We start from the raw sequence: 25,223 nt of genomic DNA, 5'->3' as shown, positions 1-25,223 counted from the left end.
CGGGGCAAACAGGCGCGTACGCGGGTACGCCGAAGCGGACTTGCGCGCCTGATTGGCTACTGGCCGGTCTGCTTCACGCCGAGCAGCACGGTGTCGCGACCGTCCTCCTCGGCGAGCTGGACCTTGACCGTCTCCCGCAACGACGTGGGGAGGTTCTTGCCGACGTAGTCGGCGCGGATCGGCAGTTCGCGATGGCCCCGGTCGACCAGGACCGCGAGCTGCACCGCGCGCGGGCGCCCGATGTCGTTCAGGGCGTCCAGGGCGGCCCGGATGGTGCGGCCGGAGAAGAGCACGTCGTCGACGAGGACGACCAGCTTGCCGTCGATGCCGTCACCGGGGATCTCGGTGCGGGCCAGCGCGCGCGGCGGGTGCATGCGCAGGTCGTCGCGGTACATGGTGATGTCGAGCGAGCCGACCGGGATCTTGCGGTCGGTGACCTGCTCCAGCTTGACGGCGAGCCGCTGGGCGAGGAAGACGCCCCGGGTGGGAATGCCGAGGAGCACCACGTCGTCGGCGCCCTTGGCGCGCTCGACGATCTCGTGGGCGATGCGGGTCAGTACCCGCGCGATGTCGGGGCCCTCGAGAACGGGCCGCGCATCGGACGCCTGCGGGTGCGCAGACGAGTCGTGCTTGTCCATACGAAACGGACCTCCTTCTCCGCCTCACGGGACGGACCTTAAAGGACGTCGGATTTGCGCCATCCACCGTATCAGGTCGCGGGAAGCCCCCCGATCACCCCCTCCTTCACTCCCTTGGCCCAACCGGATGCCGCCACCACGGAAGAGTCGGTGTGGACCATTCGGCTTGACGCACAAGAGTCACGCTGCGTAACCTCACAGTGAGTTACCAGCCGCGCGGCGGGCAACAGCGCCGGCCGCGTCGACACAGTGTCCGGGGAGCTATATGTCCAGCGAATACGCCAAACAGCTCGGGGCCAAGCTCCGGGCCATCCGCACCCAGCAGGGCCTTTCCCTCCACGGTGTCGAGGAGAAGTCCCAGGGTCGCTGGAAGGCCGTGGTGGTCGGGTCGTACGAGCGTGGCGACCGTGCGGTGACCGTGCAGCGGCTCGCCGAGCTGGCCGATTTCTATGGTGTTCCGGTGCAGGAGCTGCTGCCGGGCACGACGCCGGGCGGCGCCGCCGAGCCGCCGCCGAAGCTGGTCCTGGACCTGGAGCGGCTGGCCACGGTGCCGGCCGAGAAGGCGGGCCCGCTTCAGCGCTACGCGGCGACGATCCAGTCCCAGCGTGGTGACTACAACGGCAAGGTGCTCTCCATCCGCCAGGACGACCTGCGCACACTCGCCGTCATCTACGACCAGTCCCCCTCGGTGCTGACCGAACAGCTGATCAGCTGGGGTGTCCTGGACGCGGACGCGCGCCGCGCGGTGGCCACGCACGAAGAGGGCTGACCCGCTCAGCACCTGCGCAGAAACGTGCCGCCGCCGGGGTGGCCGGAACCTATGGTTCCGGCTGCCCCGGCGGCTTTTGACGCGGTGCGGGCGCATCGGCGCATCGCTGTCGTGCGGGCAGCACACACAAAGCGCCGGAGGGCCCGCAGCGGACGCGCTGCGGGCCCTCCGGCGTTGTTGTACCGGCTTACGCCTCCTCGCGGCGCAGCGAGGGCTTCAGCTCCTTCAGACGGCCCAGCAGGCCGTTGACGAACGAGGGCGACTCGTCCGTGGAGAACTCCTTCGCCAGCTGCACCATCTCGTCCAGGACGACGGCGTCCGGGGTCTCGTCGACCCAGATCAGCTCGTACGCGCCCAGCCGCAGGATGTTGCGGTCCACGACCGGCATCCGGTCGAGCGTCCAGCCGACCGCGTACTGGGCGATCAGCTCGTCGATGCGCCTCGCGTGCTTGGCGTAGCCCTCGACCAGCTGCATCGTGTACTCGCTGACCGGGGGCTGCCGGGTGTCGGACCGGGACAGCCGGACCCAGTCGGCGAGGACCGTCAGGACGTCGGCGCCGCGCTGGTCGCCCTCGAAGAGGATCTGGAAGGCGCGCTTGCGGGCCGTGTTGCGAGCAGCCACGGTTAGCTGTTCACCCGGCCGAGGTAGTCGCTCGTGCGGGTGTCGACCTTGATCTTCTCACCGGTGGTGATGAAGAGCGGGACCTGGATCTGGTGGCCGGTCTCCAGGGTGGCGGGCTTGGTGCCACCGGTGGAGCGGTCGCCCTGGACGCCGGGCTCGGTCTCCTTGATGACCAGCTCGACGGCGGCCGGCAGCTCGACGTAGAGGACCTCGCCCTCGTGGCGGGCGACGGTGGCCTCGAAGCCCTCGATCAGGAAGTTCGCGGCGTCGCCGACGGTCTTCCGGTCGATGTGCAGCTGGTCGTAGGTCTCCATGTCCATGAAGACGAAGTAGTCGCCCTCCATGTACGAGAACTGCATGTCGCGCTTGTCGACAGTGGCCGTCTCGACCTTGACGCCGGCGTTGAAGGTCTTGTCGACCACCTTGCCGGACAGCACGTTCTTCAGCTTGGTGCGCACGAAGGCCGGGCCCTTGCCGGGCTTGACGTGCTGGAACTCGACGACGGACCAGAGCTGGCCGCCTTCGAGCTTGAGCACCATGCCGTTCTTGAGGTCGTTCGTGGAAGCCACGGTTGCGGAATCTCCTGGACTGACGTACGACCCCGGGTCACGCCACTGCCTAGAGGGCGAGCAGCTCCTTGGTCGTGATGGTGAGTAGCTCGGGTCCGCCGTCCGCCTCGGGGCGTACGACGAGCGTGTCATCGATCCGGACGCCGCCCCGGCCCGGGAGGTGGACCCCCGGTTCGACGGTGACCGGCACGCAAGCGTCCAGTTTACCCATGGACGCGGGCGCCAACTGCGGGTCCTCGTCGATTTCGAGTCCGACGCCGTGTCCGGTCGACGGTGACAGTGCCTCCGCATAGCCGGCCGAGTCCAGCACCTGGCGTGCCGCGCGGTCCACGTCACGGTGGGCGGCACCGGGCGCCAGGGACTCGCGCCCGGCGCGCTGGGCGGCGAAGACCAGGTCGTACAGCTCGACCTGCCAGTCGGCGGGCGACGTACCGATCACGAAGGTACGGCCGATCTCGCAGCGGTAGCCGCGATAGGTCGCGCCCAGGCACACGGAGAGGAAGTCGCCCTCCTCCACCCGGCGGTCGGTGGGGCGGTGACCGGGCCGGCCGGAGTTCGGGCCGGTCGCCACGGAGGTGGGGAAGGCCGGTCCGTCGGCGCCGTGGTCGACCAGGCGGCGCTCCAGCTCCAGCGCGAGGTGCCGTTCGGTACGGCCGACCAGGATGGACTCCAGCAGCTCGCCGAGGGCCTGGTCGGCGATCTCGGCGCCGATGCGGAGGCAGGAGATCTCCTCCTCGTCCTTGACCACCCTGAGCTGCTCGACGGCTCCGCCGAGGTCGCCGAGGCGCAGTCCGGGGGCTACGGCGCGGACGGCTCTGTGCCGGGCGACCGTGAGGTGGTGTTCCTCGAGGGCCAGGGAGTCGGCGTCCTGGGCCACGGCCAGGTCCGCCGCCACGACCGCCGCGTCGCCGCCGTTCGGGGGGAGGACGTGCAGGCGCAGGTTCTCGTCTGGCCGGCCCTCGTAGGGGCGGTCGTCGGGCGGGCCGGCGCAGACGAGGAGATCCTCGCGCTTGCCGAGCAGCAGGGCGGAACCCTGCGGGGCCGCGGCGGCGAGGTAGCGCACGTTGGCCGGGCGGGTGACGAGCGCTGCCGCGGTGCCGGCCGCGGTGAAGTGGTCTCTCAGCCGGGACCGACGGGTCGCGTACACCTCTGACATGAGACGAGCGTAGGAGTTTTGTGGCGGTTGTGCTGATTTGCGGGGGCCGAGTGGGTGCGGGGCCGGTGCGGGCCTACCAGCTCGGGGGGCTTGCTATCGCCCTGGCCAGCACCTCGTCCAGGACTCTTGCCGTGCCGGGGACGTCCAGTTGGGAGTTGTCGATGATCGGGAGACCGGAGCCGTACCAGCCGGCCATGCGGCCGTGGATGCGGGCCACCTCCTCGTCGGTGAGGCGGCGGTTGCCGGTGCGTTCGGCGTTGCGCTCGAGGACGATGTCCAGGCCAGGGAGGAGGACGACCGGGAGCAGGCCGGGGCCGACGTGCCGCTTCCAGCCGCCGAGCCCGACCACCGGGCGGTCCGGGAACACGGCGTCGTCCAGGATGCAGGAGATGCCGTTGGCGAGGAAGTTGCGGGCGGCGAAGCCGCAGGTGCGGCGGGCCAGGCGGTACTGGGCCTCGGAGTTGTCGTTCCAGCCGGACTGGGGGTCGGCGAAGCCCGAGCGGACCCATTCGCGGACGTCATCGAGGCTGATGTGCGCGGTGGGCACCCTGCGGTGGTCCGCCCAGTACTTGGCGACGCTGGTCTTGCCCGCGCCCGCCGGGCCGATCAGCAGGACGGCCAGGGTGGTGGTCGTCGGATCGGGCACCGCGGCCGCGGCCGGCGGCGCCATGGGCACGCCGACGGGACCACCGGGCGGCAGCGGCACATGGCCGGTGGCGTCGTGCCCGGGCGCCGCCGCGGCGTGCTGCGGGTAAGCGGCTGCGCGGGGGCCGCCGGCACGGGACCGGCCGGAGCCGGCGGAACACCTGCTCCGGGAAAGCCCTGAGCGGGCGGCACGGGAGGAACGGGCGCGGGGCCCTGGGCGGGCGGCACGGGAGGAACGGGCGCGGACCCCTGGACAGGACCCGGATCCGGCTGTGGCACGGGACCAGGGCCCTGGGCGGACAGGTGATGCGGCGGTGGCACGGGGGCGGGCGCCGGGTGGGAGGGGGCTGTGGTGCCCTGGGTGGGGGACGGTGGGCGGACCGGGTGGTGTGCGGCCGGTGTCCAGGCGGCCTGCGGCCCGTGCCCCGGCTGCTGGGGCGGCGGCAGCGGCGACCCCACTGCGTGCTGCATCCGTTGCCACTCCGTCTCGTCGTCTTCGGCTCGTTCACCTCCGGGGCGCCTGAGCCGGTGTCGACGGCCCGAGCGTGCTCAGCCCTTCGGGCTTCCGCGCTCCCTCACGGCCCCTCGACACCGAAGCGCCCCTCCAGCTCACTCGCGGCAGGCAATTCGTGCTGGTAGCGGGGGTCGAGCCCCGCTCCCTACCGAACGGTACCGTCCCCGGCCGGCGTTTGGTGAACGGCCGGGGGCGGCCTGAAGTGCCCATTCCGGAAAGGAGATCGGACGGGAATCGGACGGACGGAACAGTCGGGGACTTACTGACCGACCTCGCCGTACGCGGCGAGCAGCACGGCCGGGTCCGGGCTCTCCAGGACCGTCGGCTTGGCCAGGCCGTCGAGGACGATGAAGCGCAGCCGGTCGCCGCGGGACTTCTTGTCGACCTTCATCGTCTCCAGCAGCTTGGGCCACTGGTCGTAGCGGTAGTGCAGCGGCAGGCCGACCGCCTCGAGGACCGTACGGTGCCGGTCCGCCGTCGCGTCGTCCAACCGGCCCGCCAGACGGCCCAGTTCGGCGGCGAAGTGCATGCCGACCGCGACCGCGGCGCCGTGCCGCCACGTGTAGCGCTCGTTCTTCTCGATGGCATGGCCCAGCGTGTGGCCGTAGTTGAGGATCTCCCGCAGACCCGATTCCTTCAGGTCGCAGGAGACGACCTCGGCCTTCACACGGATCGAGCGCTCGATCAGCTCGGCCGTGTGCGGGCCCGCCGGGCTGCGGGCGCCCTCGGGGTCGGACTCGATCAGGTCCAGGATCACCGGGTCGGCGATGAAACCGGCCTTGATGACCTCCGCGAGCCCGGAGACGTAGTCGTTGACCGCGAGGGAGTCCAGCGCGGCGAGGTCGCACAGGACGCCGGCCGGCGGATGGAACGCGCCGACGAGGTTCTTGCCCTCGGCGGTGTTGATGCCGGTCTTGCCGCCGACCGCCGCGTCCACCATGGCGAGGACCGTGGTCGGGATGGCGATCCAGCGGACCCCGCGCAGCCAGGTCGCGGCCACGAAACCGGCGAGGTCCGTGCTCGCGCCGCCGCCCACGCCGACGATCACGTCGGAGCGGGTGAAGTTGGACTGGCCGAGCGCCTTCCAGCAGTAGGCGGCGACCTCGGCGGTCTTCGCCTCCTCGGCGTTGGGCACCTGGATGGCGACGGCCTCGTAGCCCTGCTCGGCCAGGTCGGCACGGAGCGCGTCACCGGTCTCGGCCAGTGCCTCCGGGTGGATCACCGCGACCCGCCGGGCCTGCCGGCCGATCAATCCGCCCAGCTCACCGAGGAGTTGGCGGCCGACCAGCACCTCGTACGGCTCGGTGCCCGCCGTGCCGGCGACCTGGATCCGCGTGACTGCCTCGCTCATGCCTTCTTCAACTCCAGTGCTTCCAAGGCCTGTTGGGTGACCTCTTCGGGGGTGCGGCCATCGGTCGGTACGACGACCGTCGCGACCTCCTCGTACAGGTGCCGCCGGGCCTCCATCAGCTCGCGCCACTGCTTGCGCGGGTTGACCGCGAGCAGCGGGCGGGCCGCGTTCAGGCCGGTGCGCTTGACGGCCTCGTCCACGTGCATCGAGAGGTAGACCACGCGGTGCCCGGCGAGCAGTGCGCGGGTGTCGGCGTCGAGGACGGCGCCGCCGCCGAGCGCGAGGACGCCCTCGTGCCCGGCGAGAGCGGTGGCGACCGCCCGCTTCTCGATCGCCCGGAAGGCGGGCTCGCCCTCGTCGACGAAGATCTCGGCGATGGTGCGGCCCTCTGCGGCGACGATGTCGTCGTCGGTGTCGCGGTAGCCGACACCGAGGCGCTCGGCCAGCAGCTGTCCGACGGTGGACTTGCCGACGCCCATCGGGCCGACCAGCACGACCGCAGGCACGGCGCTCACCGGATGCGGAGGTTGTCGAGGTACGACCGCACGTTGCGGCGGGTCTCGGCCACGCTGTCGCCGCCGAACTTCTCCGCGACCGCGTCGGCCAGCACCAGCGCGACCATGGCCTCGGCGACGATGCCGGCGGCCGGCACCGCGGAGACGTCGGAGCGCTGGTGGTGCGCCTGGGCCGCCTCGCCGGTGGTGACGTCGACCGTCTGCAGGGCCCGCGGCACGGTCGCGATCGGCTTCATCGCGGCGCGCACGCGCAGCAGCTCGCCGGTGCTCAGGCCGCCCTCGGTGCCGCCGGACCGGCCGGAGACCCGCCTGATGCCCTCGTCGGTCTTCACGATCTCGTCGTGCGCCTGCGAGCCGGGCACCCGGGCCAGCTCGAAGCCGTCGCCGATCTCGACGCCCTTGATCGCCTGGATACCCATGAGCGCGCCCGCCAGCCGGGCGTCCAGCTTGCGGTCCCAGTGCACGTGGGAGCCGAGGCCGACGGGCACACCGTAGGCCAGGATCTCGACCACGCCACCGAGGGTGTCGCCGTCCTTGTGGGCCTGGTCGATCTCCGCGACCATCGCCTTCGAGGCGTCCGCGTCCAGGCAGCGCACCGGGTCGGCGTCCAGCCGCTCGACGTCGGCCGGGGTCGGGTAGACGCCCTGCGGGGCCTTGGCGGAGGCCAGCTCGACCACGTGCGAGACGATCTCGATGCCCGTCGTCTCCTTCAGGTACGACCGGGCGACCGCGCCGAGCGCCACCCGGGCGGCGGTCTCGCGGGCGGAGGCGCGCTCCAGGATCGGGCGGGCCTCGTCGAAGCCGTACTTCTGCATGCCGGCGAGGTCGGCGTGGCCGGGGCGCGGGCGGGTCAGCGGCGCGTTGCGGGCGAGCCCGGCCAGCACCTCGGGGTCGACCGGGTCGGCCGCCATGACCTGCTCCCACTTGGGCCACTCGGTGTTGCCCACCATGATCGCGACCGGGGAGCCGAGTGTCAGACCGTGCCGGACGCCACCGAGAAAGGTGATCTCGTCACGCTCGAACTTCATCCGCGCACCGCGGCCATAGCCGAGCCGCCGCCGCGCGAGGTGGTCCGCCACCATCTCCGTGGTGATCGGCACGCCGGCGGGAAGGCCCTCCAGCGTCGCGACAAGTGCGGGACCGTGGGACTCTCCCGCGGTCAGCCAACGCAGCCTGCTCAACGGTGCTCCTCAATGCTCGCGCCCGGTACTGCCCTGCGTACGCGTGTCCTCGCGTACGGCGACGGCGCCACCGGGTGCGCGACCCCGGTACGCCACCTCCGATCCTCCCACGTCCGGGTGTCCGTCCGGCCGCCGGTCCAGCAAACGGACGCGAAGGAGGTGGCGAGCGGGGCGTCAGCGGGCGGCGAGCGCCTTCTCGCCGGCGTGCCGCATCGCCTCCAGGGGCGCCGGGGAGCGGCCGGTCATCCGCTCGACCTGGAGGACGGCCTGGTGGACCAGCAGGTCGAGGCCGCCGACCACGGCACCGCCGAACATGGACCAGCGGGCCGCCAGCTCGGTGGGCCAGGGCTCGTAGAGCACGTCGAAGAGGGTGGCCGGGCGTTCGGGTACGGCGGCGGCCAGGGCGTCGGTGGTGCCGGCCGGCGTGGTGGCGATCACCAGGGGCGCGCGCAGCGCCTGCCCGGCGTCCGCCCAGTCCGCCGTGCGGATGTCCACGTCGAGCCGTTCGCCCCACTGCCGCATCTCGGCGGCACGGGCCTCGCTGCGGACGTAGACGGTGATGTCGCCGGTGCAGATCCGGGCGAGGGCGGCGAGGGCGGAGGAGGCGGTGGCACCGGCACCGAGGATCGCGGCGGAGTCGACCTGCTCGACGCCGTGCTCGCGCAGCGCGGCCACCATGCCCGGGATGTCGGTGTTGTCGCCGACGCGGCGGCCGTCCTCGGTGAAGACGACGGTGTTGACCGCGTCGACGGAGGCGGCCGTGTCGCTGATCTCGTCCAGCAGCGGGATGACCGCCCGCTTGAGCGGCATGGTCAGGGACAGCCCCGCCCACTGCGGTCCGAGCGTCTCGAAGAAGCCGGGCAGGCCGGCCTCGTCGATCTCGAAGCGGTCGTACGACCAGTCGGTGAGCCCGAGTTCGTCGTACGCCGCCCGGTGCAGCACCGGGGAGAGGGAGTGGGCGATGGGCGACCCGAGCACGGCGGCGCGGCGGGCGTCAGTTGCCCGATGTGGCATTGAATTTTTCCTTGAGCTGCTGGAATTCGGCGTAGGTCTTGGCGAACTCGGTGTTGTTCTGGCCGTCGGTCGCCACGAAATAGATCCAGCCGTCGTGGGTCGGATTCAGTGCCGCCATCATCGCGTCCTCGCCGGGGTTTCCGATCGGACCGGGCGGCAGCCCCTTGTGGGTGTACGTGTTGTACGGGTTGTGGTTGCTGTTGATCTCCCTCTCGGAGATGTGGATGTTGCTGGTGCCCTTGAGGTAGTTGTACGTCGAGTCGAACTGGAGCAGCTGGTTCGTCTGGGTGTTGGTGGGTTTCAGGCGGTTGTAGACCACCTCCGCCATCTTGCGGAAGTCGTCGTGAGTCTTGCCCTCCGCCTGCACCAGGCTCGCGACGGTGACGAGTTGGAACGCGTTGTTCAGGCCCAGGGACTCGGCCTTGGCGGTCAGGCCGTAGGCGTCGTACTTGGACTTGGCCTCGGCGACCATCTGCTTCAGGATCGTGTCCGGCTTCATGCCCTTGGCGGCCGGGTAGGTGCCCGGGAAGAGGAAGCCCTCCAACGGGTCCTTGACCTCAGCGGTGTTCTGCGCCCAGGCCGGCACGCCGAAGTTCTTGTATTCCGCCTGGGCGGCCTTCTTGGTGGTACCGGCGGTGAGTTCGAGTTTCTCGTCGATCGCCGCGTAGACACCCGCGTTGCGTTCGCCCGGGGTCACCACGACATTGTTCTGGCTCTTCGGGTCCAGCATCATTTTCACGGCACTGGCGGCGGACATCTCCTTCCTCAGGAGGTATGCGCCGGCCTGGATGCCGCCGCCGCCCTGGATCTCGCCCTGCGCGTGCACGAAGGCCTCGGCGCTCTTGACGACGCCGGCCTCCTTCAGGCGGTTGCCGATGTCCCAGCCGCCCGCGCCCTTGGGGATCTCGACGGTCACCGTCCCGCCGACGCCGTCGCCCTTGTAGTCGGGAGCCGGGGCGAAACGATTTTGGTAGAACCTGTAGCCGAAGTAGCCGGCGCCGCCGAGGCCGCCGCCGAAGACCAGGACGACCACCATGCAGGCGCAGCCGGTGCGCCGTTTCCTGGGCTTGGCCGGCTTCTTGCCCTTGCCTCGCCGGTCGCGCCGGCCCGCGAGTTCGTGGTCCTCGTCGTCGTCATCGTCGTCGCCGCCGCCCGTGAAGAAGGGGTGATTCTCCTCCTCGGGCACGTCCTCCGGATCCGGATCCGGATCCAGCTCCGGCCCGGGGCGCCGGCGGCCGGGCGGCTCCGGCGGCGGGTAGGCGTCCTCGGTGCCGTAGAAGTCGGGCTGCTCGCCCCCGTAGGCGCCGGGGTGCGGGCCGTAGGGGTCGCCGGGATCGGCCGCGTAGGGGACCTGGGCGTGGGTTCCGGTCGTGTCCCAGCCGCCCTGCTGCTGGTACTGCTGCTGGGGCCCGGCGTACTGCGGATGCCCCTGCTCGTCGTAGTACGGGTACTGCTCGTGGCCGTATCCGGGCTGCTGCTCCTGGCCCCAGTTGTCGTACTGCGGCTGCTGAGGGTAGTGCTGGGGGTAGTGCTGCGGCTGGCCGCCGTAAGGCTGCTGGCCGCCGTGCGGCTGCTGCCCTCCCCATCCGCCGTCCCCGTACAACGGGTCGTGCGGATGCCACGGTTCGGAGCCTTGGCCCCGGCCATACTCAGTCATCGATCCCCTAGAGCCGCGAGGCCGACCGGGCACGCGGCCGGTGGGCCCGCTTCCGTTCCGCCTCCTGTTGCTGTGGGCCGGCTGTTCGAACACCGGCACACCGCGCGGAACGTTACCGTATCGCGATCAGATGACCACTTCGACGCCCTCGCCCGGTGCTTTACCTGACACCCGTTCGGATTCGAGGGCCTGCTGGAGGATGATGACGGCGGCTGCCTGGTCGATGACCGAGCGGCCCTTCTTCGATTTCACGCCCGAGGCACGCAGTCCCTGGCTGGCCGTCACGGTCGTCATCCGCTCGTCCACCAGGCGGACCGGCACCGGCTTGATGCCCTTGGCCAGCTCCTGGGCGAAGGCGCGGACCTTGACCGCGGCCGGGCCCTCGCCCCCCTTGAGGGAGCGAGGGAGTCCGACGACGACCTCGATCGGTTCGTACTCCTCCACCAGCTGCCGCAGCCGGCGGTGGGCGGCGGGGATGTCCCGGCCGGGGACGGTCTCCACCGGGGTGGCGAGGATACCGTCGGGGTCACACGAGGCGACCCCGATCCGGGCGTCCCCGACGTCGATCGCAAGTCGACGTCCTCTGCGCATTTCCGACCGTTTCCTTACGTGCCCGTTACTTGGCGGTCTCGGCGACCATGCGCTCGACGGCGTCGACGGCCTCGCCGACGGCGGCCGGGTTCTGACCGCCGCCCTGGGCGACGTCCGGCTTGCCGCCACCGCCGCCGCCGAGGGTCTTGGCGGCGGTACGGACCAGGTCACCGGCCTTCAGACCACGCTCACGGGCGGCCTCGTTGGTGGCGATGACCGTCAGCGGCTTGCCGCTCGTGACTGTGAAAAGAGCCACAACGGCGGCGCGTCCGCCCTGGATGCGGCCGCGCACGTCGAGGACCAGTTTGCGCAGGTCGTCCGGGGTGGTGCCGTCCGGAACCTGGCCGGTGACGACGGCCACGCCGCGGACGTCCTTGGCGGACCCGGCGAGACCGGCGGCGGCCTGGAGCACCTTCTCGGCGCGGAACTTCTCGATCTCCTTCTCGGCGTCCTTCAGCTTGCCGAGCATCGAGGAGACCTTCTCCGGCAGCTCCTCCGGGCGGCCCTTGAGCAGCTCGGTCAGCTGGTTGACGACCGTGTGCTCGCGGGCGAGGAAGGTGTAGGCGTCCACACCGACCAGGGCCTCGATACGGCGGACACCCGAGCCGATGGAGGACTCGCCGAGCAGCTTCACCAGGCCCAGCTGGGCGGTGTTGTGCACGTGCGTGCCGCCGCACAGCTCCTTGGAGAAGTCGCCGATGGTCACGACGCGGACCCGCTCGCCGTACTTCTCGCCGAACTCGGCGATGGCGCCCTGCTTCTTGGCCTCGTCGATGCCCATGATGTCGGCGCGCACGTCGAGGTCGCGGGCGAGCACCTCGTTGATCTTCTGCTCGACGTCGGTCATCACGGCCGTCGGAACGGCGGCCGGGGAGCCGAAGTCGAAGCGGAAACGGCCGGGCTGGTTCTCGGAACCGGCCTGGGCGGCCGTCGGGCCGAGGGCGTCGCGCAGAGCCTGGTGGGTCAGGTGCGTGGCCGAGTGGGCGCGGGCGATGGCCTTGCGGCGGCGGGAGTCGATCGAGGCGTGGGCCTTGGCGCCGACGGTCACCTCGCCGACCTGGACGACGCCCTTGTGGACGTACACACCCGGGACCGGCTTCTGGCAGTCGCGGACCTCGATGACGGCACCGGAGTCGACCTTGATCCGGCCGGTGTCGCCGATCTGGCCGCCGCCCTCGGCGTAGAACGGGGTCCGGTCGAGGACGATCTCGACCTCGTCGCCCTCGGTGGCGGCCGGCGAGGAGGCGCCGTCGACCAGGATGCCGACGATCGTGGACTCGCCCTCGGTGTCGGTGTAGCCGATGAAGTCGGTCTCGCCGACCTTGTCGGCGATCTCCCGGTAGGCACCGGCACCGGCGTGACCGGTCTTCTTGGCCTGGGCGTCGGCCTTGGCGCGCTCCCGCTGCTCCTTCATCAGGCGGCGGAAGCCGTCCTCGTCCACCGAGAGGCCCTGCTCGGCGGCCATTTCGAGGGTGAGGTCGATCGGGAAGCCCCACGTGTCGTGGAGCAGGAAGGCCTTGTCGCCGGCCAGGACGGTGGAGCCGGCGGCCTTGGTCTCGGTGACGGCCGTGTCGAGGATGTTGGTGCCGGCCTTCAGCGTCTTGAGGAAGGCGTTCTCCTCGGCGACGGCGACCTTCTCGATGCGCTCGCGGTCGGTGATCAGCTCAGGGTACTGCTGGCCCATCATGCCGATCACGGTGTCGATCAGGTCCTTGACGACCGGACCGGTGGCGCCGAGCAGGCGCATGTTGCGGATGGCGCGGCGCATGATGCGGCGCAGGACGTAGCCACGGCCCTCGTTGCCGGGGGTGACACCGTCGCCGATGAGCATCACGGAGGTGCGCATGTGGTCGGTGACCACGCGCAGCGAGACGTCCGACGCGTGGGCGTCGCCGTAGGCCACGCCGGTCAGCTCGGTGGCCTTGTTGATGACGGCCATGGAGGTGTCGATCTCGTACATGTTCTGCACGCCCTGCAGAATCATGGCGAGGCGCTCCAGGCCGAGGCCCGTGTCGATGTTCTTGCTGGGCAGCTCGCCGAGGATCTCGAAGTTGTCCTTGCCGATGCCCTCGCCGCGCTCGTACTGCATGAAGACGAGGTTCCAGATCTCCACGTACCGCTCGTCGTTGACGGCGGGGCCGCCCTCGGCGCCGAACTCGGGGCCGCGGTCGTAGTTGATCTCGGAGCAGGGGCCGCAGGGACCGGGCACACCCATGGACCAGTAGTTGTCCTTCATGCCGAGGCGCTGGATGCGCTCCTTCGGCACGCCGACGACCTCGTGCCAGATGCGCTCGGCCTCGTCGTCGTCCTTGTAGACGGTGATCCAGAGCTTCTCCGGCGCCAGGCCGTAACCACCCTTGGCCTGGGGCGTGGTGAGCAGCTCCCAGGCGTGCTTGATGGCGCCTTCCTTGAAGTAGTCGCCGAAGGAGAAGTTGCCGCACATCTGGAAGAACGTGCCGTGGCGCGTGGTCTTGCCGACCTCTTCGATGTCGGGAGTGCGCACGCACTTCTGCACGCTGGTGGCGCGCGGGAACGGCGGCTTGACCTCACCCAGGAAGTAGGGCTTGAAGGGCACCATGCCGGCCGGGACGAGGAGCAGAGTCGGGTCGTCCGCGATGAGCGACGCCGAAGGCACGACGGTGTGCCCGCGCTCCTCGAAGAAGCTCAGCCAGCGGCGGCGGATCTCAGCCGACTCCATCAGTGGTCCTCATTCCGGTTGTACGAGTACATCGGGGCTTGGATGTACTTCGGGTTGCTGCGGTTGTTCTCGATGGCGGCGAACCGCCGGGGTGCGGGGAGTTCGGGGTTCTCGTGGATCCCGAGGGCCTCCTCCAGCTCGGCCTCCCGCACGGCCATGTTGTCGCGGACGTCGAGCGCGAAGCCCACCGCGCGGTCCTTCAGCCGGTGACCGGTCTCCAGGGCCTTGTTCGCCGCGGTCGCGGCGAGGCTCTCGGGGGTCAGCTGCTTCAGCTTGCGGTTGACCTTGGTGGTGGCCCACACCCCGGCGGCGACACCTGTGGTGAACCAGAACGTACGGCGGAACATCGCTCGGTCTCAGTCCTTACTTCCGCTTGCGTCGTGCGGCGGGGACCGTGCGGCCCACGATCACGGTACGCCGGGGCGCCTTCGCGGGCACGTCCTCCTTGCGGCCGCCCAGCGCCCGGCGGACGCCGTAGCCGAAGGCGGCGACCTTCACCAGCGGGCCGCCGAAGGTGGAGGCGACGGTGGTCGACAGCGCGGAGGCGTTCGACGTGACCTCCTGGACGTCGGAGGCGATCGCGTCGACGCGGTCGATCTGGGTCTGCGCGGAACGCACCGCCGCCGAGGCATCGGCGAGCAGCGGGACGGCCTGGTCGGTCACGTCCGCCACGAGCTTGGTGGTCGCCTTGAGCGTCTGGGCCAGCCTCACGAGAGCCACCGCGAGGAAGGAGACCAGGATCGCCCAGAAGACGGCCACCAGGATCCCGGCCACCTCTCCACCGGACACTGTGCGCACCCGCTCCCTGAAACGTGCCTCGACATCGAAAACATCGAAAAACTCGTGTCCGAGCCTATCGCGCCGGGACCTGCGCTCCGTACCGGATTACCCGGTGGCGGGGACGGAGTTGCGGGAAGCGATTGTACGCAATGCGCACACTTCAGTACGCTCCGTGTCCCATGCGAGGTCCTCAGCGCCCAGACCCCTTCCCCGACGGCGATCCGCCCCTGGAACTGACCACTTTCGTCGGGCGCTCGGCCGAACTCGCCGAGCTGGCCGCGGCTCTCGGTGCGGCGCGGCTGGTGACCGTGACCGGGCTCGGGGGCGTCGGCAAGTCCCGGCTGGCCGCGCGGGCTGCCGCCGGGTGGGCGTCCGGGGCGTGCGGGCGGGTGGAGCTGGCGCCGGTGCGCGATCCGCAGTTCGTGGAGTACGCGGTGGTCGAGGCGCTGGGTCTGACCGACCACACCACCCGGCCGCCCCGGGAGACCCTGCTCGGGCATCTCGCCGGCCGCCCGGTCCTGCTGGTGCTGGACGGGTTCGAGCATCTGGTGGAGGCCTGTGCCGAGCTGACGGCGGAACTGCTGCGCAAACTGCCGGAGCTGCAAGTGCTGGCCGCGGGCCGGCGCCCGCTCGGGCTGCCGGGCGAGCGGATGATGCCGCTGGCTCCGCTCGGCGAGGACGCGGCGGTGGAGCTGTTCACGGACCGGGCCCGGGAGCAGGGGCTCGCGGTGTCCGACGGTCCCGAGGTGCGTGAGCTGTGCCGCCGGCTGGAGGGCATCCCGCTCGCGCTGGAGCTGGCGGCCGGGCGGCTGCGGGCGCTGTCCCCCGGGCAGTTGCTGCAGCGGCTGGACGACCGGTTCCGGCTGCTGACCGCGCGCGGCCGGAGCGAGGCCCCGCGCCCGGTGCCCGGCGGGCCGCCCTCCCGCCATCACACGCTGCGCACGGCGATCGGCTGGAGCCATGAGCTGTGCACGCCGGCCGAACGGCTGCTGTGGGCACGGCTGTCGGTGTTCGCGCAGACCTTCGATCTGGAGGCGGCCGAGTACGTGTGCAGCGGGGACGGGCTGCCCGCCGAGGACGTGCTCGACCTGCTGTCGGAGCTGCTGGCCCAGTCGGTCCTCACCCACGAGGACACCCCGGCCGGCCCCCGCTACCGGATGCTGGACACCGTCCGGGACTACGGCGCCGACTGGCTGGAGGCGACCGGGGACGCGGGCCGGCTGCGCAGGCGGCACCGGGACTGGTATCTGGGCCTGGCGACCTGGTGCGAGCTGGACTGGTTCTCGCCCCGGCAGCACGAGATCGCCGAGCGGGTCGACGCCGAGCTGCCGAATCTGCGGGCCGCGCTGGAGTTCTGTCTGACCGAGCCGGACGAGGCGCACCTCGGCCAGTGCCTGGCGGGGTCGCTGTGGTTCTGCTGGGTGGGCTGCGGGCGGCTCGCGGAGGGGCGGTGCTGGCTGGAGCGCAGCGTGGAACTGGAGTCGGAGTACGAGCAGTCCCGGCTGAAGGCGCTGTGGGTGCTCGGCTACGTGGCGATCCTGCAGGGCGACACCGTGCCCGCGCTGGTGGCGCTGCGGGAGTGCCGCGAGCAGGCGGAGCGGACCGGGGATCCGACGGCGGTGGCGTACGCGGAGCACCGCACCGGCTGCCTCGCCCTGGTCACCGATGACATGGCCCGTGCAGAAACGCTGCTGCGGTCGGCGCTGGAGCGGTATCGGGAGATCGGCGAACTCAACAGCAACGTCCTGATGGGCCAGGTGGAGCTGGCGATGGCACGCGCCTTCCAGGGCGATCTGCCGGACGCGGTGCGGCTGTGCGAGGACGTGCGCCAGGTGTGCGAGGACCATGGGGAGCGCTGGGCGCGGTCGTACGCGCTGTACGTGCTGGGGTACGCGGCCTGGCAGGACGGCGACCCCGCACGGGCGCGGGAGCTGCTGGCGGACTGCCTCGGCCATGCGCACGCCTTCCGCGACCTGCTCGCCGAGGTGCTGTCGCTGGAGCTGCTGGCACTGGTGACGGTGACCGGGGGCGACGCGGCCGAGGCGGCGGTGCTGCAGGGCGCGGCGGGCCGGATGTGGCCCTCGGTGGGGCTGCCGCTGTTCGGTTCGGCCTACTACAACGCCCCGCACGAGCTGTGCGAGGCGACGGCCCGGCAGACACTGGGCGACGAGCGCTACGAGGAGTGCCTGCGGGACGGGGCCCGACTCGGCCGCGCCACGGCCGTGGCCCGTGCGCTGGAGCGTGATGGGGCACGGCCACTGGACGCGGTGCCGGCTCCGCGCGGAGCCGACGACGCGCCCCCGAGGGACGCGGGGAACCGCGCGCCCGGCCCCCGCCGGCCCGCGCTGTCCGAACGACCGGACCTCCCTGCGAACTGAGGCGGCCGGTAAACGCAAACCCGCCGTTTCCCCGCCCGGCAGGGCTGGGAAACGGCGGGCTGGGAGCTTACGCCTGCGCCGGGATCAGCGGGCGTAGTACTCGACGACGAGCTGCTCGTCGCAGATCACCGGGATCTCCTTGCGGTTCGGCTCGCGGTCCAGGCGGAACGCCAGGGCCTTGAGGTTCACCTGCAGGTAGCGCGGGGTCTCACCCTCGGGGGCGAAGCCACCCTCGCGGGCGATCGTGAAGAGCGTCTTGTCCTTGGAACGGTCGCGGACCTGCACGACGTCGTCCGGGCGGACGCGGAAGGACGGCTTGTCGACCTTCTGGCCGTTGACCTGGATGTGGCCGTGAACGACCATCTGACGGGCCTGGTAGATGGTGCGGGCGAGGCCCGAACGCAGGACCAGGGCGTCGAGGCGGCGCTCGAGCTCCACGATCAGGGCCTCACCGGTCTTGCCCTGGACCTTGGACGCGCGCTCGTAGGCGCGGACCAGCTGGCGCTCGGAGATGTCGTACTGCGCGCGCAGACGCTGCTTCTCCAGCAGACGGACCTTGTAGTCCGAGTTCTGCTTGCGGCCGCGGCCGTGCTCACCCGGCGGGTAGGGGCGGGCCTCGAAGTACTTGACGGCCTTGGGGGTCAGCGCGATGCCGAGGGCACGCGACTTCTTGACCTTGGGGCGGGACTGGTTCGCCACTGTCTTTCGTCTCTTTCGTAGTTTTCGGCTCGTCAGGGTTAAGGGAGGTCGCATCCGCAGCCGGGAAAACCCGCCGGGCCCCGAGGGGACCTGCCGGGCAGCCGCTTCCCTGGTCTGGGCACATACGTGCAGCACGCGAGTGGCCCACCGGCCGTCCCGGAACCCCGGGTGGTGGTGGGCTGCCCGCGACACCGATCGACGGTGCGCGACGCTCCTGGAGCCGGTCCGCGAGGGACCGGGTCTCCGGCTGGCTGTCCCGCTCTGACAGCGCGGGACTCAGCACTTCGGGGCAGTCTACAGGGTGCTCAGGAGCGCTTGCGACCGAGGTGTTTCCTGGTCCACTCGACCGCGTCGGCGTATCTCGCCTCGGCGCCGTGCCTGCCCGGGGTGTAGTACTCGCGGTCCTTCAGGGCGTCCGGGGCGTACTGCTGCTCGGCGATGCCCTCCGCCAGGTCGTGCGGGTACACGTACCCCTGCGCGTGGCCGAGCTTGGCCGCACCCTTGTAGTGCCCGTCGCGCAGGTGGGGCGGGACGGGGCCGGCCAGGCCCTTGCGGACGTCCTCCAGGGCGGCGCCTATCGCGGTGGTCGCGGAGTTGGACTTGGGGGCGAGCGCGAGGGCGATCGTGACGTGGCTGAGGGTGAGGGCGGCCTCGGGGAAGCCGATCATGGCGACGGCCTGGGCGGCGGCGACGGCGATGGGCAGGGCGTTCGGGTCGGCGAGGCCGATGTCCTCGCTGGCGGAGATCATCAGGCGGCGGGCGATGAAGCGGGGGTCCTCGCCGGCTTCGATCATGCGGGCCAGGTAGTGCAGGGCCGCGTCGACGTCGGAGCCGCGGATGGACTTGATGAGGGCGCTGGCGACGTCGTAATGCTGGTCGCCGTCGCGGTCGTACTTCACCGCGGCCCGGTCGACGGTCTGCTCCAGCGTCTCGAGGCCGATCTGCCCCTCGCCCTTGGCGAGCGCCGCTCCGGCGGCGGCCTCCAGGGCGGTCAGGGCCCGCCGGGCGTCGCCGCCGGAGATGCGCAGCAGATGCTCCGCGGTGTCGTCGGGCAGGCCCACGGCGTCCTTCAGGCCGCGCTCGTCGCTCAGGGCCCGCTTCAGCAGGCTCCGGATGTCGTCGTCGGTGAGCGGTTCGAGCGTCAGCAGGAGCGAACGGGACAGCAGGGGCGAGATCACCGAGAAGTACGGGTTCTCGGTGGTGGCCGCGATCAGCGTCACCCAGCGGTTCTCGACCGCCGGGAGCAGGGAGTCCTGCTGGGCCTTGCTGAAACGGTGGATCTCGTCCAGGAAGAGGACGGTCTCCTTGCCGAAGCCGCCGGTGGCGCGGCGGGCGCCGTCGATGACCGCGCGGACCTCCTTGACGCCCGCGGTGATCGCGGACAGCTCCACGAACCGCTTGTTCGTGGCCTTGGAGACGACGTACGCCAGGGTCGTCTTGCCTGTGCCGGGCGGGCCCCACAGGATCACCGAGGACGGTCCGGCGGGGCCGCCCGAACCCTCGCCGACCAGCCGGCGCAGCGGGGAGCCGGGCTTCAGCAGATGCTGCTGGCCCACGACCTCGTCGAGGGTGCGCGGGCGCATCCGCACCGCCAGGGGGCTGCCTGCCGGGTCCTTCTCCTGGCGTTCTTCCGCCGCTGCGGTGAAGAGGTCGGGTTCCACGTCCAAAACCCTAAATCACCGCACTGACAACGCGGCCGGGCCGGGCCCGGGCCTTGGGTCGGACAGGCCCTGGCTAGGCCCAGAGCTGGCTGCCCCAGCGGGTCAGGATCAGCATGGCGATGATGCCGCAGTGGGTGACCGGCAGGACCCAGGTGAACTCGGCGAAGAACCGCTTCAGCCAGCCCGGCGCGGGCAGGAAATCGTTGCGGATGTTGGACGAGGTCACGTACCAGAACATGGTGATCGTGGCGACCCAGGCCAGCGAGCACCACAGGCACAGCGCGTTGATCCGGTACAGGGACTGGAACTGCAGCCAGGTGACGAAGCCGACACCGAAAAGAGTGCCGAAGTTGAAGGTCAGCCAGTACCAGCGCGGGAAGCGGGCACGGGTCAGCAGGCTCATGCCGACACAGATGACGATGCCGTAGCAGACGAGGCCGAGCCAGGGGTTAGGGAAGCCGAAGGCCGCCGCCTGCTTGCTCTCCATGACGCTGCCGCAGGACACGATCGGGTTGACGCTGCAGCCCGGCGTGAACGTCTTCCCCGCGATCTTCGCTTCGAGGATCTTGTTCTTGTCGAGCGTGATGACCCAGGCCGCCAGCAGTCCGGCCGCGCCGGTGATCACCAGCAGCAGGGCGAAGGCGCGGCTGCCGCCCACCGTGCGGGGTCCGTCGGCGGCACGCTCGGGCCCGGGCTCCGTGGAGAGGTCTGTGACTGTCGTCTTGCTCATCCGCCGATTCCGTCGTTTGAGAGTTGGACCATCTTCGGGCACGGGTCATTGTGCCGCACGCGCGTGTGTGTCCACCGTTCGAAGGACATAAGGAGGTACGCACGGCGGTCACGGACCGTTCGGTTCCGGCCGAAGCTCGGGGACATGACCGCACACACGGACGAACCGGCGGTGGACGTCCGGGGCCGCGCAAGCGCTACGGGGGGCGGCAGCGCCGTGGACGGCCTCGATCTCGGCATCCGGCGCGGTGAGGTGTTCGGCCTGCTCGGGCCGAACGGCGCGGGCAAGAGGACCACGGTGGAGATCCTCCAGGGCAACGGTCCCGGGACGGGGGCGAGGTTTCCGTCCTGGGTACGGACCCGGCGACGGGCACGCGCGCGTGGCGGTCCCGAGTGGGAATCGTCTGACAGGACGAATCGACGCCGCCGAGTTGACGGTGGCCGGGTCGTCGCCGAGGGCACCCCCGGCGAGCTGCGCCGGCGGTACGGCGGTGAGACCACCGCGGCCTGGACGGAACCCGACGGCTCCGCGCGCGCCTGCTGGAGCATTGAACAGGGCGCCGGAATTCCTTCCGGCGCCCTGCTTCTCGTACTTCGCGTGCTTCTCGGCTTCTCGTGCTTCTCGCGGGCCTCGACTAGCCGAGCCGGGAGCGCAGTTCCGCCAGGATGTCGGTCACCGCGATCGCGCTCTGCTCGCCGGACTCCATGTCCTTGAGCTGGACGACGCCCTCGGCGAGGTCGCGTTCGCCGGCCACCAGCGCGTAGCGGGCGCCGCTGCGGTTGGCGTTCTTCATGGCGCCCTTCAGGCCCTTGCCGCCGTAGGAGAAGTCCGCCGAGATGCCGGCCTTGCGCAGCTCGGTGACCTTCGCGAACAGCAGGCGGCGGGCCTCCTCGCCGAGCGGGACGGCGTACACCGACGTCGTGGACGGCAGGTCCAGCGCGATGCCCTCGGCCTCCAGGGCGAGGACCGTGCGGTCGACGCCGAGCGCCCAGCCCACCGACGGCAGTGACGGACCGCCGATCATCTCGGACAGGCCGTCGTAGCGGCCGCCGCCGCCCACCGCGGACTGCGAGCCCAGAGCGTCGTGCACGAACTCGAACGTGGTGCGGGTGTAGTAGTCCAGGCCGCGCACCAGCTTCGGGTCGTCCTCGAAGACCACGCCCGCCCCGGTGAGCAGTTCGCGGACCTCCTCGTGGTACGCCTTGCAGCCGTCGCACAGGTAGTCGCGCAGCAGCGGCGCGCCGGTGAGCTGCTTCTGGACCGACTCGCGCTTGTCGTCGAGGACGCGCAGCGGGTTGATGTCGACGCGCCGGCGGGTGTCCTCGTCCAGGTCGAGGCCGCGCAGGAACTCCTGCAGTGCGGCCCGGTACACCGGGCGGCACTCCCTGTCGCCCAGGCTGTTCATCAGGATGCGGAAGGTGCGCAGGCCGAGCGAGCGGTACGCCTGGTCGGCCAGGATGATCAGCTCGGCGTCCAGGGCCGGGTCCTCCGCGCCGATCGCCTCGGCACCGACCTGGGAGAAGTGCCTGTAGCGGCCCTTCTGGGGGCGCTCGTAGCGGTACTGCGAACCCGAGTACCAGACCTTCACCGGGAGGTTGCCCGTCTTGTAGAGGTTGGCCTCCAGCACCGCGCGCAGCACGGGGGCGGTCGTCTCCGGGCGCAGGGCCAGCTTGTCGCCACCCTTCGTCTCGAAGGCGTACATCTCCTTCGTCACGATGTCGGTGGACTCACCGACACCGCGCGCGAACAGCTCCACGTTCTCGAAACCGGGCGTCTCGATGTAGCCGTAGCCGGAGTTCCTGAGCGGCGCGGCGATCGCCTCGCGGACGGCCAGGAACTTGGCGCTGTCCGGCGGCAGCAGGTCGTACGTGCCCTTGGGGGCCTTGAAAGTGCTCACGGAGATCTCTCGTCACATTCCTCGTCGGGGAGCGGCGGCATCCGCTCCCTGGCCGGCCGCCACCTGCCGCAGATAGGGGTTGGCGGCGCGCTCCTGGCCGATGGTCGTCTGGGGGCCGTGGCCGGACAGCACCACGGTGGAGTCCTCGAGCGGCAGACACACGCGGGCCAGCGACTCGAGCATGTCCGCCATGGATCCGCCCGGCAGGTCGGTGCGTCCGATGGAGCCGGCGAACAGCAGATCCCCGGAGAAGAACACCGACGGGATGTCGGCGGTCTCGGGCATCCGGAAGGTCACCGACCCCTTGGTATGGCCCGGCGCGTGCGCGACGGAGAACTCCAGGCCGGCCAGGTCGAGGGTGGTGCCGTTCGTCAGCTCGCGGACGTCGTCCGGCTCCCCCACGGTCAGCTCCCCCATCAGCGGCATGCCGATGGACCGGCCGAGCGCCTTCTCGGGGTCGCTCATCATGTACCGGTCCTCGGGGTGGATCCAGGCCGGCACGTCGTGGGCGCCGCAGACCGGGACGACCGAGGCCACGTGATCGATGTGGCCGTGGGTGAGGACGACGGCGACGGGCTTGAGCCGATGCTTCTTCAGTGCTTCCTCGACGCCTTCGGCGGCCTGGTGGCCCGGGTCGATGATCACGCACTCCTCACCGGGGGCGGGGGCGACGAGGTAACAGTTCGTCCCCCAGGCCCCGGCGGGGAACCCGGCAATGAGCACGATCGTCCTTCGTTGTGTCGGTTGAGTACGGCCTGCAGACGGCTCGCGGAAGGCTTGCCGGCGGCGTCAGCCGCAGTCAGAGCCTACCGGCGCTGCCGTTTCCTCAGCGAACCCATATACGGTACGGGGCTACACGCAGCGGTCGGCCCACGAGAACCACGCAACCGCACACGTACCGGTCGACACACGACACGCATGAGGAGAGAACCCGGTGGTCAGCCAGGAGCAGCGGCGGCGTCAGCTCGCCCGGGAGAAGTTCTTGCGGCAGCAGCAGCGGCGCACCGAGGCGCGGCGCAAGGCCCGCCTGCGCAACTCCGTCATCGCGTCGGTACTGGGCGTGGTCGTGATCGGCAGCGTCGCGCTGTACACGACCGGTGCACTGAAGAACAACGACAAGAAGAACACCGCCTCCGACGTCACGCCCAGCGCGGCGCCGACCAGCAAGGCCCCCGACCCGTGCGCGAAGCCGGCGGCCGGCTCGGCGAAGAAGCTGAGCTGGAAGAAGGAGCCGGCGATGACGATCGACGCGTCGGCGAAGTACACGATGAAGCTCGCCACGACGTGCGGTGACATCGGCATCGACATGAAGACGGCGGCGGCCCCGCACACGGTGAACTCGTTCGCCTTCCTGGCGGCCCAGGGCTACTTCGACCACACGAAGTGCCACCGCCTGACCACCACCGGCATCTACGTGCTGCAGTGCGGCGACCCGCAGGGCACCGGCATGGGCGGCCCGGGCTACACGCTCCCGGACGAGAACCTGAAGGACAAGAGCCTGAAGGGCAACACGTATCCGGCGGGTACGGTGGCGATGGCCAACACCGGCCAGAAGCACACCGGCGGCAGCCAGTTCTTCCTGGTCTACAAGGACAGCCCGCTGCCGCCGCAGTACACCCCGTTCGGCACGGTCTCGGACGCGGGCATGAAGGTGCTGCAGAAGATCGCCGCCGCCGGCGCGCAGGCGGCCGACCCGACCTCGGGCAACACCGCGCCGAACGCGACCGTCGTGATCAACAAGGCGACGGTGACCAAGTCCTGACGGCGATGACGGCCAACTGCGGAATTTCGGTCGCGCTGGATGCGGACAGGCCGCCCGCCGGTCGCCTATGTTGGCCGTGACGAAACTGTGGACGATGCTCGGGGGCGCGAGGCCCCCGCAGGCATCATGTGGAGGAGGCGCTGTGAGCAGCGACCCGTGGGGCCGCGTCGACGAGACGGGGACCGTGTACGTGCGTACGGCCGACGGCGAGCAGGTCGTCGGATCGTGGGCGGCCGGCTCCCCTGAGGAGGCGCTTGCCTACTTCGAGCGCAAGTACGAGGGCCTGGTTGTCGAGATCGGCCTCCTCGAGAAGCGAGTGCAGACCACCGACCTGTCGGCGAAGGACGCCCAGACCGCGATCGACCACCTGCGTGAGCAGGTGGACGCGCACCACGCGGTCGGCGACCTGGCCGCGCTGCGCGAGCGGCTGGACAAGCTGGTGCAGTCTGTCGACGCGCGCCGTGAGGAGCGCAAGCAGCAGCGGGCCCGGCAGTCCGACGAGGCCCGCAAGGCCAAGGAGGATCTGGTCACCGAGGCGGAGCAGCTGGCGCAGTCCGACCAGTGGCGGGCCGCCGGTGAGCGGCTGCGGGCGCTGGTGGACACCTGGAAGGGCCTGCCGCGGCTGGACCGCAAGTCCGACGACGAGCTGTGGCACCGCTTCTCGCACGCGCGGTCGGCGTTCTCCAAGCGCCGCAAGGCGCACTTCGCGCAGCTGGACGCACAGCGCGAGGATGCCCGCAGGACCAAGGAGCGGCTGGTCGCCGAGGCCGAGTCGCTGTCGGGTTCGACGGACTGGGGTCCGACGGCGGCCCGCTACCGCGAGCTGATGGCGGAGTGGAAGGCCGCGGGCCGCGCCCAGCGCGAGCACGAGGACGACCTGTGGAACCGCTTCCGCGGTGCCCAGGACGTCTTCTTCGCCGCGCGCAGCTCGGTGTTCGCCGAGCGGGACGCGGAGCAGACGGAGAACCTGAAGCTGAAGGAGGAGCTGGCCGAGGAGGCCGAGAAGCTCCTGCCGATCGGTGACCTGAAGTCCGCCCGGGCCGCCTTCCGCTCGATCAACGAGCGCTGGGAGGCCATCGGCCATGTCCCGCGGGACGCACGGCCGAAGGTCGAGGGCCGGATGCACGCCGTCGAGCGGGCGATCCAGGACGCCGAGGAGACCGAGTGGCGCCGGACGAACCCGGAGGCACGCGCGCGTGCCGAGGGTCTGACCGGTCAGCTCCAGGCCGCCGTGGACAAACTGAGGGCGCAGATCGACCAGGCCCGCGCCCAGGGCAACAACTCCAGGGCCGACAAGCTGGAGCGTGAGCTGGAGGGCCGCCAGGCGCTCCTGGACCAGGCTCTCAAGGGCCTGCAGGAGTTCGGCGGCTGAGTTCCCTCACTCTCATGTGAAAGG

At 70.8% G+C, this 25,223-nt stretch carries 22 protein-coding genes and 2 pseudogenes; 5 read left to right on the top strand and 19 right to left on the bottom strand.

The annotated features are described in order from the left end of the window. Nucleotides 1-56: 56 nt before the first annotated feature. Entirely contained in the window at nucleotides 57-638 is a 582-nt protein-coding gene (pyrR, locus tag A6P39_RS33625) for a bifunctional pyr operon transcriptional regulator/uracil phosphoribosyltransferase PyrR (protein WP_067046337.1), read from the bottom strand. Between the two features lie 265 nt (nucleotides 639-903). On the opposite strand from pyrR, the gene bldD reads away from it, so the two are divergent. After that, entirely contained in the window at nucleotides 904-1,407 is a 504-nt protein-coding gene (gene bldD / locus A6P39_RS33620) for a transcriptional regulator BldD (protein WP_010046440.1), read from the top strand. Between the two features lie 187 nt (nucleotides 1,408-1,594). Here bldD and nusB read toward each other — a convergent pair whose 3' ends face one another. From nusB to A6P39_RS33555, 13 genes and pseudogenes are all read right to left on the bottom strand, one after another. After that, nucleotides 1,595-2,029, bottom strand: a complete 435-nt coding sequence (nusB, locus tag A6P39_RS33615; protein ID WP_067046335.1) for a transcription antitermination factor NusB — start codon at nucleotides 2,027-2,029, stop codon at nucleotides 1,595-1,597. Nucleotides 2,030-2,031: 2 nt separating this feature from the next. Continuing rightward, a complete protein-coding gene (gene efp, locus A6P39_RS33610; protein WP_067046333.1) occupies nucleotides 2,032-2,598 on the bottom strand; it encodes an elongation factor P in 567 nt (188 codons plus the stop codon). A gap of 49 nt (nucleotides 2,599-2,647) precedes the next feature. Further along, the gene (locus A6P39_RS33605; protein WP_067046331.1) at nucleotides 2,648-3,754 is read right to left on the bottom strand and encodes an aminopeptidase P family protein; all 1,107 of its coding nucleotides are present in this window, start codon (nucleotides 3,752-3,754) and stop codon (nucleotides 2,648-2,650) included. Nucleotides 3,755-3,827: 73 nt separating this feature from the next. Next, nucleotides 3,828-4,870, bottom strand: a pseudogene (locus A6P39_RS33600) (AAA family ATPase). 302 nt (nucleotides 4,871-5,172) lie between these two features. Beyond that, nucleotides 5,173-6,264 (bottom strand): 3-dehydroquinate synthase, encoded by a 1,092-nt coding sequence (gene aroB / locus A6P39_RS33595; protein WP_067046327.1) that lies wholly within the window; start codon nucleotides 6,262-6,264, stop codon nucleotides 5,173-5,175. Continuing rightward, entirely contained in the window at nucleotides 6,261-6,779 is a 519-nt protein-coding gene (locus A6P39_RS33590; RefSeq protein WP_067046325.1) for a shikimate kinase, read from the bottom strand. The genes aroB and A6P39_RS33590 overlap by 4 nt, the downstream gene beginning before the upstream one ends. Continuing rightward, complete coding sequence (gene aroC, locus A6P39_RS33585; RefSeq protein WP_067046323.1) at nucleotides 6,776-7,960, bottom strand: chorismate synthase; 1,185 nt, start codon at nucleotides 7,958-7,960, stop codon at nucleotides 6,776-6,778. The genes A6P39_RS33590 and aroC overlap by 4 nt, the downstream gene beginning before the upstream one ends. A gap of 174 nt (nucleotides 7,961-8,134) precedes the next feature. After that, nucleotides 8,135-8,974 (bottom strand): shikimate dehydrogenase, encoded by an 840-nt coding sequence (locus tag A6P39_RS33580; RefSeq protein WP_067046321.1) that lies wholly within the window; start codon nucleotides 8,972-8,974, stop codon nucleotides 8,135-8,137. Continuing rightward, nucleotides 8,955-10,631: an endolytic transglycosylase MltG gene (gene mltG, locus A6P39_RS33575; protein ID WP_234378930.1), complete on the bottom strand. Its 1,677-nt coding sequence runs from the start codon at nucleotides 10,629-10,631 to the stop codon at nucleotides 8,955-8,957. The genes A6P39_RS33580 and mltG overlap by 20 nt, the downstream gene beginning before the upstream one ends. Before the next feature lie 126 nt (nucleotides 10,632-10,757). Continuing rightward, nucleotides 10,758-11,222 (bottom strand): Holliday junction resolvase RuvX, encoded by a 465-nt coding sequence (gene ruvX, locus A6P39_RS33570; RefSeq protein WP_031161763.1) that lies wholly within the window; start codon nucleotides 11,220-11,222, stop codon nucleotides 10,758-10,760. 25 nt (nucleotides 11,223-11,247) lie between these two features. Continuing rightward, a complete protein-coding gene (gene alaS, locus A6P39_RS33565; protein WP_067046317.1) occupies nucleotides 11,248-13,920 on the bottom strand; it encodes an alanine--tRNA ligase in 2,673 nt (890 codons plus the stop codon). Beyond that, nucleotides 13,920-14,267: a hypothetical protein gene (locus A6P39_RS33560; protein ID WP_067046315.1), complete on the bottom strand. Its 348-nt coding sequence runs from the start codon at nucleotides 14,265-14,267 to the stop codon at nucleotides 13,920-13,922. Before A6P39_RS33560 ends, alaS begins: the two co-directional genes overlap by 1 nt. Before the next feature lie 16 nt (nucleotides 14,268-14,283). Continuing rightward, nucleotides 14,284-14,718: a DUF948 domain-containing protein gene (locus A6P39_RS33555; RefSeq protein WP_107304360.1), complete on the bottom strand. Its 435-nt coding sequence runs from the start codon at nucleotides 14,716-14,718 to the stop codon at nucleotides 14,284-14,286. Between the two features lie 161 nt (nucleotides 14,719-14,879). Here A6P39_RS33555 and A6P39_RS33550 point away from each other — a divergent pair, with 161 nt between their 5' ends. After that, nucleotides 14,880-17,078, top strand: coding sequence for an ATP-binding protein (locus tag A6P39_RS33550; protein WP_079133415.1), 2,199 nt, complete (start codon nucleotides 14,880-14,882; stop codon nucleotides 17,076-17,078). Nucleotides 17,079-17,162: 84 nt separating this feature from the next. On the opposite strand, the gene rpsD is transcribed toward A6P39_RS33550, so the two are convergent. From rpsD to A6P39_RS33535, 3 genes are all read right to left on the bottom strand, one after another. Beyond that, entirely contained in the window at nucleotides 17,163-17,777 is a 615-nt protein-coding gene (rpsD, locus tag A6P39_RS33545; protein ID WP_067046311.1) for a 30S ribosomal protein S4, read from the bottom strand. A 305-nt stretch (nucleotides 17,778-18,082) separates the two neighbouring features. After that, entirely contained in the window at nucleotides 18,083-19,438 is a 1,356-nt protein-coding gene (locus A6P39_RS33540; RefSeq protein WP_067046512.1) for a replication-associated recombination protein A, read from the bottom strand. Between the two features lie 73 nt (nucleotides 19,439-19,511). Next, complete coding sequence (locus A6P39_RS33535) at nucleotides 19,512-20,168, bottom strand: vitamin K epoxide reductase family protein (protein ID WP_067046309.1); 657 nt, start codon at nucleotides 20,166-20,168, stop codon at nucleotides 19,512-19,514. 144 nt (nucleotides 20,169-20,312) lie between these two features. Here A6P39_RS33535 and A6P39_RS33530 point away from each other — a divergent pair. Beyond that, nucleotides 20,313-20,572: pseudogene (locus A6P39_RS33530) on the top strand (ATP-binding cassette domain-containing protein); the annotation flags it as partial. Between the two features lie 230 nt (nucleotides 20,573-20,802). On the opposite strand, the gene hisS reads toward A6P39_RS33530, so the two are convergent. Together hisS and A6P39_RS33520 are read right to left on the bottom strand one after the other, a co-directional pair. Continuing rightward, nucleotides 20,803-22,065 (bottom strand): histidine--tRNA ligase, encoded by a 1,263-nt coding sequence (hisS, locus tag A6P39_RS33525; protein ID WP_067046308.1) that lies wholly within the window; start codon nucleotides 22,063-22,065, stop codon nucleotides 20,803-20,805. Between the two features lie 12 nt (nucleotides 22,066-22,077). Beyond that, complete coding sequence (locus A6P39_RS33520; RefSeq protein WP_067046306.1) at nucleotides 22,078-22,788, bottom strand: MBL fold metallo-hydrolase; 711 nt, start codon at nucleotides 22,786-22,788, stop codon at nucleotides 22,078-22,080. Between the two features lie 211 nt (nucleotides 22,789-22,999). Here A6P39_RS33520 and A6P39_RS33515 point away from each other — a divergent pair, with 211 nt between their 5' ends. Next, on the top strand, nucleotides 23,000-23,827 hold the full coding sequence (locus A6P39_RS33515; RefSeq protein ID WP_067046304.1) for a peptidylprolyl isomerase: 828 nt from the start codon (nucleotides 23,000-23,002) through the stop codon (nucleotides 23,825-23,827). Nucleotides 23,828-23,969: 142 nt separating this feature from the next. Beyond that, nucleotides 23,970-25,199 (top strand): DUF349 domain-containing protein, encoded by a 1,230-nt coding sequence (locus A6P39_RS33510; RefSeq protein ID WP_067046301.1) that lies wholly within the window; start codon nucleotides 23,970-23,972, stop codon nucleotides 25,197-25,199. Nucleotides 25,200-25,223 lie beyond the last annotated feature (24 nt).

The organism is Streptomyces sp. FXJ1.172 (assembly GCF_001636945.3).
Taxonomy (GTDB): domain Bacteria; phylum Actinomycetota; class Actinomycetes; order Streptomycetales; family Streptomycetaceae; genus Streptomyces.
Note: the sequence above shows the minus strand (reverse complement) of the source record. Positions and strands in the feature narration are given on the sequence as shown.

Bases quoted from the DNA above. Each gene is read 5' to 3' on its own strand.
- A6P39_RS33580 (WP_067046321.1), bottom strand. From the start codon at position 8,974: ATGCCACATCGGGCAACTGACGCCCGCCGCGCCGCCGTGCTCGGGTCG.
- A6P39_RS33535 (WP_067046309.1), bottom strand. From the start codon at position 20,168: ATGAGCAAGACGACAGTCACAGACCTCTCCACGGAGCCCGGGCCCGAG.
- mltG (WP_234378930.1), bottom strand. From the start codon at position 10,631: ATGACTGAGTATGGCCGGGGCCAAGGCTCCGAACCGTGGCATCCGCAC.
- A6P39_RS33550 (WP_079133415.1), top strand. From the start codon at position 14,880: ATGCGAGGTCCTCAGCGCCCAGACCCCTTCCCCGACGGCGATCCGCCC.
- pyrR (WP_067046337.1), bottom strand. From the start codon at position 638: ATGGACAAGCACGACTCGTCTGCGCACCCGCAGGCGTCCGATGCGCGG.
- bldD (WP_010046440.1), top strand. From the start codon at position 904: ATGTCCAGCGAATACGCCAAACAGCTCGGGGCCAAGCTCCGGGCCATC.
- alaS (WP_067046317.1), bottom strand. From the start codon at position 13,920: ATGGAGTCGGCTGAGATCCGCCGCCGCTGGCTGAGCTTCTTCGAGGAG.
- aroB (WP_067046327.1), bottom strand. From the start codon at position 6,264: ATGAGCGAGGCAGTCACGCGGATCCAGGTCGCCGGCACGGCGGGCACC.
- ruvX (WP_031161763.1), bottom strand. From the start codon at position 11,222: ATGCGCAGAGGACGTCGACTTGCGATCGACGTCGGGGACGCCCGGATC.
- A6P39_RS33605 (WP_067046331.1), bottom strand. From the start codon at position 3,754: ATGTCAGAGGTGTACGCGACCCGTCGGTCCCGGCTGAGAGACCACTTC.
- A6P39_RS33560 (WP_067046315.1), bottom strand. From the start codon at position 14,267: ATGTTCCGCCGTACGTTCTGGTTCACCACAGGTGTCGCCGCCGGGGTG.